General features: G+C 57.9%; 9 protein-coding genes. 4 read left to right on the plus strand and 5 right to left on the minus strand.

Translation table 11 applies throughout. The features are described from left to right. Positions 1-113: 113 nt before the first annotated feature. The 4 genes from LZU96_RS09790 to LZU96_RS09805 all read right to left on the minus strand — a co-directional run bounded on the left by LZU96_RS09790 (position 114) and on the right by LZU96_RS09805 (position 7,005). Positions 114-404 carry a YbdD/YjiX family protein gene (locus LZU96_RS09790; protein ID WP_233988071.1) on the minus strand — a complete coding sequence of 97 codons (291 nt, stop codon included), beginning with the start codon at positions 402-404 and terminating at the stop codon, positions 114-116. Next, entirely contained in the window at positions 397-2,466 is a 2,070-nt protein-coding gene (locus LZU96_RS09795) for a carbon starvation CstA family protein (RefSeq protein ID WP_233988072.1), read from the minus strand. The genes LZU96_RS09790 and LZU96_RS09795 overlap by 8 nt, the downstream gene beginning before the upstream one ends. Before the next feature lie 186 nt (positions 2,467-2,652). Continuing rightward, positions 2,653-4,587: an exoribonuclease II gene (locus tag LZU96_RS09800; RefSeq protein WP_233988073.1), complete on the minus strand. Its 1,935-nt coding sequence runs from the start codon at positions 4,585-4,587 to the stop codon at positions 2,653-2,655. Between the two features lie 114 nt (positions 4,588-4,701). Beyond that, entirely contained in the window at positions 4,702-7,005 is a 2,304-nt protein-coding gene (locus tag LZU96_RS09805) for an FdhF/YdeP family oxidoreductase (RefSeq protein ID WP_233988075.1), read from the minus strand. 262 nt (positions 7,006-7,267) lie between these two features. Between LZU96_RS09805 and LZU96_RS09810 the strand changes: the two genes are divergently transcribed. The 4 genes from LZU96_RS09810 (at position 7,268) to LZU96_RS09825 (ending at position 12,479) form a co-directional block, all read left to right on the plus strand. Next, positions 7,268-8,854 carry a PTS transporter subunit EIIC gene (locus LZU96_RS09810; protein WP_233988076.1) on the plus strand — a complete coding sequence of 529 codons (1,587 nt, stop codon included), beginning with the start codon at positions 7,268-7,270 and terminating at the stop codon, positions 8,852-8,854. Between the two features lie 175 nt (positions 8,855-9,029). Beyond that, positions 9,030-10,574 (plus strand): methyl-accepting chemotaxis protein, encoded by a 1,545-nt coding sequence (locus tag LZU96_RS09815; RefSeq protein ID WP_233988077.1) that lies wholly within the window; start codon positions 9,030-9,032, stop codon positions 10,572-10,574. 169 nt (positions 10,575-10,743) lie between these two features. After that, positions 10,744-11,460 (plus strand): YoaK family protein, encoded by a 717-nt coding sequence (locus LZU96_RS09820; RefSeq protein WP_233988078.1) that lies wholly within the window; start codon positions 10,744-10,746, stop codon positions 11,458-11,460. A 122-nt stretch (positions 11,461-11,582) separates the two neighbouring features. Next, complete coding sequence (locus tag LZU96_RS09825; RefSeq protein WP_233988170.1) at positions 11,583-12,479, plus strand: LysR family transcriptional regulator; 897 nt, start codon at positions 11,583-11,585, stop codon at positions 12,477-12,479. A gap of 5 nt (positions 12,480-12,484) precedes the next feature. Here the strand turns inward: LZU96_RS09825 and LZU96_RS09830 are convergent, their stop codons facing one another. Continuing rightward, positions 12,485-13,597 carry a CMD domain-containing protein gene (locus LZU96_RS09830; protein ID WP_233988080.1) on the minus strand — a complete coding sequence of 371 codons (1,113 nt, stop codon included), beginning with the start codon at positions 13,595-13,597 and terminating at the stop codon, positions 12,485-12,487. Positions 13,598-13,802 lie beyond the last annotated feature (205 nt).

Below are 13,802 nucleotides of genomic sequence, written 5' to 3' on the forward strand. Positions count from 1 at the left end.
TAGCAACAGTATTCATCATCCGACGTTAGCACAAGGTACAAACCAAATATATTTCACTATCAAGATACGAATGGCACAAAAAAGCCCCAACAATGTGGGGCTTTTGCGTCTCGTCAGCAGGGGCATTTCCCCAGTTTTCCGGCCTTACCTGGGAAGCGGGCATCCAGACAATAGCGATGGAAATCCCGCTCATTCATCGGCGGCTGTGCGGGATGATGCAGTCGCATATGCTGCAGGTACGTTTGATAATCCTGCACCCCGACCATTAAGCGAAAGCACTGTTGCAGACCGCGCCACAGCGTTCGCCAGCGAAAGGGTGCCGGAGCAGGTGCCGACATAAACTGGCAGTGATGAATCTGCCAGTCGCCCTGTGGCCGACGCACCGGATGGATGGCATCAGACATGACGTACCGCCTTATTGCGCAGCGCAATGGTTGACTCATGGGTGGTTGGCAGATCGCTGCGCAGCGCTTTGCGAATCACAAAGAAGGCGGCAATCAGCATCGTCACCGCCACCAGCATAAAGAAGCCGCACAGCACGGCATTGATCTGATTGCTGAAGACGATGGTCTGCATATCGGCCACGGTTTTCGCTGGCGCAATCATCACGCCTTCATCCAGTCCTTTACGGAATTTGCTGGCCTGTGCCAGAAAACCGATCGACGGTTTTTCGTGGAAGATTTTCTGCCAGCCGGCGGTCATTGAGGTGATAAACAGCCAGATGGTTGGCAGGATGGTGACCCAGGCGTAGCGCTGTTTTTTCATTTTAAACAGCACCACGGTGCCCAGGATCAGCGCCATTGAGGCCAGCATCTGATTACCGATACCAAACAGCGGCCAGAGAGTATTAATGCCGCCCAGCGGGTCGACTACGCCCTGATAGACAAAGAAGCCCCAGCCCGCCACCGCGACCGTAGTGCCGGCCATATTGCCGAGCCACGAGCGGTTATTTGCCAGCGAAGGCACCACGGTGCCCACCAGGTCCTGCACCATAAAACGGCAGGCGCGGGTCCCGGCATCCACAGCGGTAAGGATAAACAGCGCTTCAAACAGGATGGCGAAGTGATACCAGAAGGCCATCATCGCCCGGCTGTTGAAAATGTCGGTGATGATGTGTGCCATGCCGACGGCAAACGTCGGCGCGCCACCGGCACGCGACAGAATCGAGCCTTCACCGACGTCGCGGGCGATGCCGCTCAGCATCTCAGGCGTCACCACAAAGCCCCAGCCGTTGATTACCTGTGAGGCGCTCTCAACCGTGGTACCAATCAGCGCAGCCGGTGAGTTCATGGCGAAGTAGACGCCCGGGTCCAGTACCGAGGCGCAAATCAGCGCCATGATCGCCACGAATGACTCCATCAGCATCGCGCCGTAACCGATAAAGCGAATATGACTTTCACGCTCCACCAGCTTCGGCGTGGTGCCGCTCGACACCAGCGCATGAAAGCCGGAGATAGCCCCACAGGCGATGGTAATAAACAGGAACGGGAACATCGCACCGGAGAAGACCGGGCCGCTGCCGTCGATAAATTTGGTGACTGCTGGCATTTTCATCTCTGGCATGGCGAAAACGATCCCCACCGCCAGACCAACAATCACACCGATTTTAAGAAAGGTCGAAAGGTAGTCACGCGGAGCGAGCAGCAGCCAGACCGGCAGCACCGAGGCAATAAAGCCGTAAATCACCAGCACCCAGGTCAGTGAGGTGCCTTTCAGGGTAAAAAACGGTCCCCAGTAAGGATGCTGTGCCACGTCGCCACCGTAAATGATGGCAGCCATCATCAGCACAAAGCCAATCAGCGACACTTCAGCGATTTTTCCGGGACGGATAAAGCGCATGTAAACGCCCATAAACAGCGCGATAGGAATGGTGGCGGCAATGGTGAACAGGCCCCACGGGCTGTTGGCTAACGCCTTAACCACCACCAGCGCCAGCGCGGAGAGAATGATGATCATCACCCCGAGCGCGCCGAGCATGGTGACCACACCGGCAAAGGCCCCCAGCTCCTGACGCGCCATTTCACCCAGCGAGCGACCATCGCGGCGGGTAGAGATAAACAGGATCAGAAAGTCCTGCACCGCACCGGCCAGCATCACCCCGACCAGAATCCAGATGGTGCCAGGCAGGAAACCCATTTGAGCCGCCAGAATCGGCCCGACCAGCGGACCGGCTCCGGCAATGGCGGCAAAGTGGTGACCAAACAGCACCCATTTGTTGGTGGGCACATAGTCGAGGCCGTCATTCAGCCGCTCGGCGGGCGTCAGGCGGCGGTCATCCAGTTCAAAAATATTTCGGGCGATAAACAGGCTGTAAAAACGATAAGCGATGCTGTAACAGGCGACAGACGCAATTACCAGCCAGACGGCGTTAACGTGTTCGCCGCGGCTGAGTGCCAGCATGGCGAAAGCGCCCGCGCCGATTAACGCCACCACTAACCAGATCGCGCCGGTTTTGACGTTTTTCATGACTAACTCCTTGTGAGGATCGAGAGAGATGCGATCGAAAACAACGAGTCAAACTTAATGTAATGGAATGTAAGTGAAAGTTAATCGATGGAGAAGTGTGAAGCGGGGAACAAATTTAACATTTTTGCAAAGAGAGCGGGGCGGGAAGCGGCGGGATAACCGGAGTTATCCCGCCGGATTTCAGACTCAGACGGCGGGACGCGCCACGACGCTGCGGGTTTCCATGCGCACTTCGGCGATGGTCACGTCGATAACGTCAGTAACACGGTAAACCACTTCGCCTTTGATCTGTACGCTGCCATTTTCCTGGCTGCAGACCAGTTCATCACGCACCGCGTGGATAAACGGTGCCGGGATAAACGCGACCGCGCCGAACTCCAGCAGACGGACACGCATACCGCCGCGTGACACATCAATGATCTCCGCGCTGAAGCGACGATCGGTAGCGGCGAACGGCGCCAGATAACGGGCGTAGAGCCAGTCACCGACATCGCGCTCTGCCATGCGGTTGAGGCGACGGCGTTCACTCATGGTGACGGTCAGCGCCTCATCCGGACGGGCAATCTGGTCACCGCGGATGATCGCTTTCAGCAGACGATGGTTGATCATGTCGCCAAATTTACGAATCGGTGAGGTCCAGGTGGCATAGGCTTCAAGGCCCAGACCAAAGTGCGGACCCGGTTCGGTGCTGATCTCGGCAAAGGTCTGGAAACGACGGATGCGGCTGTCGAGGAACTGTGTCGGCTGGGCATCCAGTTCGCGACGCAGCACGCGGAACCCTTCCAGCGTGGTAATCGCCTGCGCATCGACGCTGATGCCGTGGGTCGCCAGTACGGCGGCCGCCTGTTCAGCATTGGTGGTATCGAAACCGGCATGCACGTTGTAGATACCAAAGCCCAGCGTGTCACGCAGCACTTTTGCCGCGCAGACGTTAGCCAGAATCATCGCCTCTTCAACGATGCGGTTGGCGATGCGGCGCGGTTCAGCCACGATCTCCAGCACTTCGCCTTTCTCACCCAGCAGGAAGCGGTAGTCAGGACGATCTTTAAACACCAGCGCATGGGTCTGACGCCATTCGCTGCGGGCCAGACAGAGACGGTGCAGCAGACGGATTTGCTCAGCAATCGCTTCGCTTTCTGGCTGCCAGTCACCGCTGTTTTCCAGCCAGTCTGAAACGTCGTCGTAGGCCAGTTTGGCTTTGGATTCGATCCAGGCGGCAAAGAACTGCAGATCCTCACCCGGCGTACCATCCGGCGCGACGGTGACGCGACAGGCCAATGCCGGACGACGCGCATGTGGGCGCAGCGAGCAGACATCATCAGAGAGCTGGCGCGGCAGCATCGGAATGTTGAAGCCCGGCAGATAGTTGGTGAACGCACGCTGCGCCGCCAGTTTATCCAGCTGGCTGCCTTCCGGCACGTAGGCAGTCGGATCGGCGATCGCCACGGTCAGCCGCAGCGAGCCATCTTCCAGCGCTTCAACGTAGAGCGCATCATCCATATCTTCGGTGCTGGCGCTGTCGATGGTGACGAAATCGAGCGCGGTCAGATCTTCACGCGTCAGATTCTCATCCAGCATCTCGCCAAAGCTGACATCGGGCGCTTCACGCTCCAGGTTATGACGCGACAGCGTCACCCACCATGGCGCGAGGTGATCGTCAGCTTTAACAATGAAATCGGTCAGTTCGGCATAAAAACCGCGATCGCCTTTCAGCGGATGGCGACGCATTTCAGCGACAGCCCAGTCGCCATTCTCAAACTCGTGCGTCAGTCCGCGCACCGGACGGCACTGAATAGCGTCCCTGAGTAGCGGATGATCGGGCACAATTGACAGGCGATCGTCTTTCTTCTGGACCCGGCCAACAAAGCGGCTCAGGAACGGCTCAACCAGGGTTTCCGGCTCAGCGCTTTCACGATCTTTATCACTGTGGATCACGGCGACGATACGGTCACCGTGCATCACCTTCTTCATCTGCGGTGGCGGAATGAAGTAGCTTTTTTGCGCATCGACTTCCAGGAAGCCGAAGCCTTTTTCGGTGCCTTTAACAACGCCTTCAGCACGAGGCGTTTGCGAGTGGAGCTTCTCTTTCAGCTGCGCGAGCAGCGGGTTATCCTGGAACATAATTTTTACGTTTCGTTGCCTGATTGCGGCTGACAGTTTTACGCGAATCGACGCCGCGCGGCAAGGCAAAAAGCCGGACAGGCCGGCTTTTCAGGTGCGCTAAGTTGACCGTAATCAGGCGATGCGTTGGTCCGCCAGCGTCGACGACAGTTCCAGTTTCACCGGCACCGATTTCGAGGTCGGTGTTCCGCTGCCATCGCCGAAGCTGTTCAGCGGTACCAGCGGGTTGGTTTCCGGATAATAGGCCGCCAGATTGCCGCGCGGAATATTGTAGGGCACCAGTTTGAAACCGCTGACGCGACGGGTAATGCCATCATTCCATAGGGTTTCAATATCGACATTCTGGCCTTCGGTGAAGCCCAGATCGGCCATATCGTCCGGGTTGATGAACACCACTTCACGCTGACCAAACACGCCACGGTAACGGTCATCAAGGCCGTAAATGGTGGTGTTGTACTGATCGTGGGAACGCAGGGTCTGCAGCGTAAAGGGCACCTCCTGATCCAGATTCGGGAACAGTGAAGACGGCAGCGCTGCTGCGCTGAACTCCGCTTTGCCACTGGCGGTATTGAAGCGCAGTTCCGCCGCCGCGTTACCGAGATAGAAACCACCCGGAATATCACATTTAGCGTTAAAGTCTGCAAAGCCCGGAATGGTGGCGGCGATGTGCTCGCGGATCAGGTTGTAATCGCCTGCCAGATCCAGCCATTTCACTTTCTCATCACCCAGCACCGCATGAGCAATACCGGCCACAATCGCGGTTTCAGAACGCTGCGTCTCCGCCAGCGGAATGCCAATCCCTTCAGAGGCGTGCACCATACTGAACGAATCTTCCACCGTGATGAACTGGTTGCCGGTCGCCTGGCGGTCACGTTCGGTCCGGCCCAGCGTCGGCAGGATCAGCCCTTCATGACCCGGCACCAGATGGCTGCGGTTCAGTTTGGTGCTGATGTGAACGGTGAGTCCACAGCGTGACAGCGCTTCTTCAGTACGCGGTGAGTCCGGCGCGGCAGCAGCCAGGTTGCCACCCAGTGCAATCAGCACTTTTACTTCGTCGCGCAGCATCGCATTCAGCGCTTCAACGGTGTTGTGACCGTGGGCGCGTGGCGGTTCGAAGTTAAAGTGGTTACCCAGCGCATCGAGAAACGCCTGCGACGGCTTCTCATCGATACCCATGGTGCGGTTGCCCTGCACGTTACTGTGACCACGAACCGGGCAGAGACCCGCCCCTTTTTTGCCCAGCTGACCAAACAGCAGTTGCAGGTTGGTGATTTCACGTACCGTATCAACCGAGTGCTTATGCTGGGTAATGCCCATCGCCCAGGTACAGATCACCCGATCGGCACTCTGGTAGATTGCCGCGGCTTCACGGATTTGCGCCTGGGTCAGTCCCGACTGCGCCACAATCTGCATCCAGTCGGTGTTATCGACGGCCTCGATATAGGCTTCGATACCGTTGGTTTTGGCATTGATAAAGGTTTGATCAAACAGACCGCTTTCACCGGCTGCCAGGCGGGCGCGATGGGTTTCCAGCAGGCATTTCACCATGCCGCGCACCGCTGCCATATCACCGCCGAGATTCGGCTGATAGTAGGAGGAGCTGATGGTGCCGGACATCGAGGTCACCACTTCCAGCGGTTTTTGTGGATCGGCAAAGCGTTCCAGACCGCGCTCACGCAGGGTGTTGAAGGTCACGATCTTCGCGCCATGATCGGCGGCGTGACGCAGGCTATGCAACATGCGCGGATGGTTAGTGCCGGGATTCTGGCCGAAGACGAAAATCGCATCGGCATGATCAAAATCATCCAGACGGATAGTGCCTTTGCCCACGCCGATGCTGCGCTTCAGGCCGGTACCGCTGGCTTCATGGCACATGTTGGAGCAGTCGGGGAAGTTGTTGGTGCCCATCAGGCGGCCAAACAGCTGATAAAGCCAGGAGGCTTCATTACTGGCACGACCAGAGGTGTAAAGCTCCATCTGATCCGGGTTATCCATCGCCTTGATGTGACGGGCGATCAGGGCAAACGCGTCGTCCCAGCTGACTGGCTCATAGTGGTCAGTTTCGGCGTTGTAGCGCAGCGGATGAGTCAGACGTCCCTGATACTCCAGGAAATAGTCGCTCTGGGTGTAGAGCGTGGTCACGCTGTGTTTAGCGAAAAAGTCGGTGTCGACCATCCGGCGTGTCGCTTCCCAGGTGACCGCTTTCGCGCCGTTTTCGCAGAAGCTGAAGGTACTTTTGTTGTCATCGCCCCAGGCGCAGCCCGGACAGTCAAAACCGCGCGCTTTATTCATGCGCATCAGGTTGCGCATATTTTTCAGGGCCGCTTTGCTGTCAAGAACGAAACGCGTGGTGGCTTCCAGTGAACCCCAGCCGCCCGCAGCCGCGCGATAGGGTTTGATTTGGCGTTTAAATTTCATAGTGAGTGCAGGCTTTTTTATAGTAGGAAGTATTGTAGATAGTTTGTTATCAGGTTATGGCCTGATGGTGAAGTGGAGTGTGCAATTATCATCAAACCTTGTCTAATTGATTGACTTAATGGTGCGATAGCTGCCGTTTATCATGCATCGGCCAGAATTGTGATGCTGCTCAAATTTTACCCGCCTGTAACCTGCCGATAACGGGAGTTCTCACCACAACGGGCTAATACTTGCTGTTCATACCAGAAGAGGGCGCGACTCGATGAAACAGCTGACCAGCCAGATCCATGCGTTCGGCAAAGCGTTAATGATGCCAATCTCGGTGATCGCCGCGGCGGGGATCTTTCTCGGGCTGGCGGCAGCCATGCAAAACCCGGCAGTGACTGGCGATGCTTTTGCCCAGATGCAGGTGCCGCAGTTGATTATTGGTTTTATTCGCAAGGTTGCTGGCGCGCTGTTTGCTAACCTGCCGGTGTTCTTTGCGGTTGCCAGCGCCATCGGGCTGGCAAAAGCGGAAAAACCCACCGCTGCCTTTGCCGCCGTGATCGGCTATATCGCCATGAACGTCGGCATCAACGCCACGCTGGCGGCGAAAGGGATTACCGCGGCAACCACAACACCGGAGGCGTTACAGCAGGCCGGGCTGGACCAGACCACCGCGATGATGCGGTCGGCGGAATATATCGAGATGCTGGGCGTCTTCACCTACAACATGAGCGTGCTGGGCGGGGTCATCGCCGGGCTGGTAACGGTGGCGCTGCATAATCGCTTCTATACCCAACAGCTCCCGACGGCGATCAGTTTTTTCGGTGGCCGCCGCTTTGTACCGATCGTGACCGTGGTCTGCCTGCCGCTGATTGGCGTGCTGCTGGCGATGATCTGGCCGACCATCGGCAACGGCATCGCCTGGATTGGCCAGATGATTGGCAAAAGCGGGCAGTATGGCGCTTTTCTGCTTGGGGCGTTTGAACGCATCCTGATCCCAACCGGCCTGCACCATATTCTTAATGAAACCGTCCGCTTCACCCCGATTGGCGGGATGGCGATAGTGGACGGGCAGACGATTGTCGGCGCGCTGAACATCTTTAATACCTCGCTGACTCATCCGGGTATGATCCCGGACGACACGCTGCGCACCGCCACTCAGTTTCTGGCACAGGGTAAAATTCCGGTGATGATGTTTGGTCTGCCTGCCGCTGCGCTGGCGATCTATCATACCGCCCGGCCGGAGCACAAGCAGCGGGTGAAAGCGCTGGTACTGGCGGGCGCGCTGACCTCGTTTACCACCGGTATCACCGAACCGCTGGAGTTCTGCTTTATCTTCGTTTCACCGGTACTCTATCTGCTGCATGCGTTTCTCACCGGCCTCTCGTTTATGCTGATGTCGATGCTGCATCTGATGATCGGTAACGTGCAGGGCGGGATTATCGATCTGGTGGTATTTGGCATCTTAGGCGGCGCAAAAACCCACTGGTGGTGGACGCTGGCGCTGGGCGTGGTTTACGTCCCGATCTACTACTACGCTTTCCGCCTGGTCATCACCCGCATGAACGTTGAAACGCCGGGCAGAGAGTCGGATGAAGAGAAACCCCAGCAGGTGAGCGGGGATGAGCGCACTCAGGTGATCATCAGCGGGCTGGGCGGTCAGGCCAATATTGAGGATGTCGATTGCTGCTTTACCCGACTGCGGGTGCGGGTCAAAGACATGAAAGAGGTGGTCGATCAGACTCTGATGAGCACCGGGGCCAATGGGGTGAACCGGGTCAGTGACAACGATGTGCAGGTTATTTACGGACCGCAGGTGGAAAAGATCGCCAATCAGGTGAAAATGGCGCTCGGCGTGGCGTAACCGCAGCCGTGTTCGGAACCCGCTGACAGCCCGAGGCCATCGGGCTGTCAGGCGCAGATTTTTTATCTCTTTATCCGGCTGCCGTCTGGCTTAAAGTAACTAAAAAAAGCCGTACCCTAATGGGGGACAATTTCTGGCCGATATAACAGCATTCGTTCATTTTCCGGAAGTTGTTATGTCACTCAAAAAATCCTCTCTGCTGATTTTCTCTTTCCTGCTGGCGCTGTTTCTGACCAGCGTAGCCATCAGCACCTGGCTGCTGGTGCAGAGTAATCAGTCGTTAAACGCCGTCAATAAAGAGATCCGCGTGGTGCTGTCGGTCATCGACCCGATTAACCACAGTCGGACGCTGCGCGTGCGCCTGATGGAGTACATGAAAGCCATCGAAGAGAGCAACGGTCAAAACGCGGCCTCTCTGGAGGGCGTCAGAACGGTAGCGGCGAAGGCCGATGCTGCGTTTGAAGCCTATATGGCAGCCCCGCGTCTGCCGGGCGAAGAGGCGGAAGCCGATGCCTATCGTCAGGCCTATCTGGCTTACCGTCAGCAGGGGCTTCAGCCGTTGATCGATGCAGCCGAAGCGCATGATCAGGTGCGGTTTAAAAATCAGATTGCCAGCGTGGTGCGCCTTGACCGGCAGTACGAAATCATCCTCGATCGGGTGCTGGCCCAGCATGAAGCCTACGCCAAAAAGCTCAACACCGACGCGCAGAGCCATTTCACCTCTGGTATCACGCTGCTGGCTGTTTTTGGCATCCTGTTCTTTGCCATCATTATTGCCATCTACCTGTTTATGCAACGCTATGTCCTTTCACCACTCAATCAGGCCCAGGCGCACTGTAAACTGATTGCCGCTGGCGTACTGGATAGCAGCGTGCCGGTCAAAGCCGGTTCACGCAGCGAGATCCAGCAGCTGATGGCGTCGCTGGAGCAGATGCGCAGCGCCCTGACGGACATTATCCTGCAGGTGCGTGATTCGACCCGTTCGGTCTCGACTGCGTCACAGGAGATTGCGGCGGGTAATATCGACCTTGCCTCGCGCACCGAACAGCAGGCCGCGGCGCTGACCCAGACTGCCGCCAGCATGGAGCAGCTGGGCGCTACCGTTAAACAGAATACCGGCAATGTGTTTGAGGCCTGTCGCCTGACCAGTGAAGCGGTGCAGAATGCCGAAAGCGGTGCCAAAGTGTCGCAGGAGGTGGTGGTTTCGATGGCGATGATTAATGCCAGCTCGAAAAAAATTGAAGAGATCACCACCGTGATCGACAGCATCGCTTTCCAGACCAACATTCTGGCGCTGAATGCCGCCGTGGAAGCGGCGAGAGCCGGTGAGCAGGGCCGTGGCTTTGCGGTGGTGGCGGGTGAGGTGCGTAATCTGGCCCAGCGCAGCGCCGTCGCGGCAAAAGAAATTGAGAGCCTGATTGCTGAATCGGTGGCGATTATTCACGCCGGTTCTGACCAGGTCAGCCGCACCGGTGATGCCATGAGCGCCATCATCTCTTCGGTCAGCCAGGTTAATCAGCTGATGGAGCAGATCTCCACCGCTTCGGACGAACAGAGTCGCGGAATTGGACAGATTGAGCAGGCGGTGACCGAGATGGACAGCGTGACGCAGCAGAACGCCGCGCTGGTGCAGGAGTCCGCCGCTGCCTCGGCTTCACTGGAAGAGCAGGTGCACTATCTGACGAAATCGGTCTCCACCTTCCGGCTGTCAGCCCGCTAACCGGCACTCCCGCGCTCTCTCGCCGCGCGGGAACTGCATGGCGACCCGAGCTTTCTGAACCGGGTCTGACCGTGCGCAAGGAGAGGGAGTTTAGCCGGCGCCGCCCGCTTGTTTGCGACGAAAAATCAGCGGATTATATCGGCCATGTTTGCCAGGATGCGTAGGTTCCATGCTGATCACCACTGAAGATGCGCGCAGTATCGGCGCGGATAGTCGTCTGGCCTGTACGCTGGCCGCGGCTGCAGGCGCGCTGAACACCGCGGCGTTTGAGATTGTCGGCTTTTTCTCTGCCAATATGACCGGAAACGTCTCTTCGCTCTCCGATCATCTGGCAAAAGCCAATTTAGGGGCAGGCCTGTTTTTTCTGTCGATCGTCTGCCTGTTTATTGCCGGTTCGATGATCTCAACGCTGATCATTAATTTAGGACGTCGCCGTAATATCCGCACGATTTATGCCGTGGTGATCCTGGCCGAAGGCGCGGCGCTGCTGGCACTGGGCGTGGCTGAAACCCTTTTTTCACCGGATGCGCCTGGCGTGCTGCTGATCATGAGCCTGAGTTTCCTGATGGGCTTACAAAATGCAGTGGTTACCCGGATCTCAAATGCGCGGGTTCGCACTACGCACGTCTCCGGCACCGTGACTGATATCGGCATTGAGCTGGCGATGCTGTATGAGGTGTTACGGCGCAAAGTCTCTCCCAAAGAGGCGCCGCTCTATCTGGATCGCCTGCGGCTGCACGGCCTGACGCTGTTATCCTTTCTCACAGGCGGCGTGGCAGGAATCTGGCTCTACAGCGTGCTGGGATATGGGTTTTTGCTGCCGGTCGGTTTCGCACTCATTGCGCTGGCGCTGAAAACCATCGTCAGGCGTGCAAGGACAGGCTGAATGATCCTTGCTGTTAAGACGTATGCGCGCGTAACCGCTAAAATTGAAATGAATCATCGGGTAAACACCCCAAATAAAATAAGACATCGTGGATTCACCTAACCTGCTGACGGGTCATTAACATCGACATAAAACAATTAATTTACCTGTGTAATCTCGAACGCGAACGCCATTTTGGCCGGGCCGCCGAAGCCAGTTTTGTCACCCAGCCGACGCTTTCGATGCGCCTGAAAAATCTGGAGCGCGAGCTGGGCCTGTCGCTGATTAATCGCAGTAACAACTTTGCCGGTTTCACCCCGGAAGGCGATCGCGTGCTGGCGTGGGCGCGGGAGATCGTGTCGGTTTATCAGGGGCTGAAGCTGGAAGTGGAGTCGCTGAAGCATGGGGTCAACGGCACATTGCGGCTCGGCGTGGTACCACAATGCAGCGTGGCATTACCGCTGCTGTTAAAGGCGGTGCAGGCGCGTTATCCGCAGCTCGATTACCGGATTGCGGTGCTGAGTGCCGATCAACTGCTGGAGGCGCTCAACAGCCACACCGTGGATGTCGGCATTGGCTTCTTTGAAATGGCCACGCTGCGTGAACTCCATTTTCAGACGGCGATGCTGGCCGATCGGGGCGTTGAGGCGATCTTCCATCCCGACCATTTTCCTCAGCTGGTGGCGAGCGCTCCGCTCACGCTGAAAGAACTGGCGCAGCAACCGCTCTGCCTGGCGGAGCCGACCCGTTATTTCCGGCGTTATCTGGATATGGCGTTTCGCGAGGCGGCGCTGGTGCCGCGGGTGGTGGTCGAAAGCGCCTCAGTGATGCAACTGATGCAGTGCGCCCAGGTCGGGCTGGGATTGCTGGTCTCCCCGGTGGGTCACCTGTTGCCCGGTTCGCTGCAGGGATTGCATCAGCGGCCCATCCAGCTGCAACCGATGGCGCGCGAAGCGGCGCTGGTGATAGCTGAACCCGGACGCGCCACGCCGCTGGCCCAGCACTTTTTTGATGAAGCGCGCGGGCAGCTACCGGTCTGACGGTTTTACCTGACTTCCCCCAGCGCATAAAACAGCCGGCTGTTCCAGTTACCGATCGCCACTGACTGAATCACACCAAAGAGGGCGTCTGCGGTCCAGCCTGCCTCCGCCAGCGGTTGCAGATGTGCCGCGCTGAAGCGTTCCGGCGCACGGGTGAGCTGGGCGGCTAGCGCGACAATCTGCCGCTGCGGCTCACTGATGCCAGCCTCATCGACGCCCTCAATCAAATCCTCACTGCCGGACAGGTGCTGAAAGGCCCGGCGGCTGCCGAGTATCCGTGCTGCGGTCGCTTCAGCCAGCGGCTGACCGGCCGCTAATTGCTGACGCAACTGCACCCAGCCATACAGCGCCGACGCATCATGCGCCAGTAGCCACACCGCATCCTGCATTCCCGGCAGCGCCTGACTGCGGGTGATCGCCGCCAGCTGTTCGGCACTGGCGTAGCGTAACTCCAGCGGTTTCAGCGCCGGACGCCACTCAGCCGGCTGACCGAAGCCGATGCGGTCAGCATCCGGCGGGGGAGTGGAGCCAGGCAGCCAGCGCACCGGCTGGGCCTGCAGCGCCTGTAGTCCGGCGACCACGCGCGCCTGATAGCTGACAAAACCGATCAGCTGGTTGAGCGTAACGATATCCGGCTCGGTCAGGCCTACGGCATCCAGCGCGGAAATGGCGCTGGCGGTGATCAGCTCGGGCTGCATCGCCAGCTGACGGGCGTACTGGGTGATTTGGGTCAGACGATTGTTGCTCTCACGGGATGAATCGGGTCCGGGCAGCGGATTAAGACGTGCCGAGTAGTGATTGCACAAGCGCTGGACGCCAGCCACCTGGGCGACGGTCAGGGCGGTGCTGAGGCGATCGTACAGCGTCAGGGTATGGGTCAGCGAGGTCGTGACGCGGTCGGGGAACAGCAGCTGCGCCAGATCGCGCGCCGCCAGCAAAGCGGGCTGGTTCGCGCGCAGCACTGCCGCGATCTGCGCATCATCGGTCAGGCAGCCCAGCAGGAAACGGTCATCAATGTGAGCGGCTTCAGGCACCAGCGGAGCGGCCTGCGTGATGCGTGGACTGGTCTGGCTCTCGTAAAACCAGTGGTTATGGCCCGGATAGCGGCGTTGTTCCATGATCAATCCTTTTGCAAAATTCTGGTTCGGCAGGCAGGCGGCAGAATCTGAAAAATTGCCTGACCGAAGGGCAGAGGTATCCTCGCCGAAGGCCAGGCCAGGGCAAAAGAATGATCGGTGATAATTAATAGCGTTACGGTATAACGACAGGAAAATCAGGTCTGAAGGGGATGGGGCGAGAAGAAGAAAGAGAAGGGCGAGCCAG

Origin of the sequence: Pantoea agglomerans (genome assembly GCF_021397715.1) — a bacterium.
GTDB lineage: Bacteria > Pseudomonadota > Gammaproteobacteria > Enterobacterales > Enterobacteriaceae > Pantoea > Pantoea astica.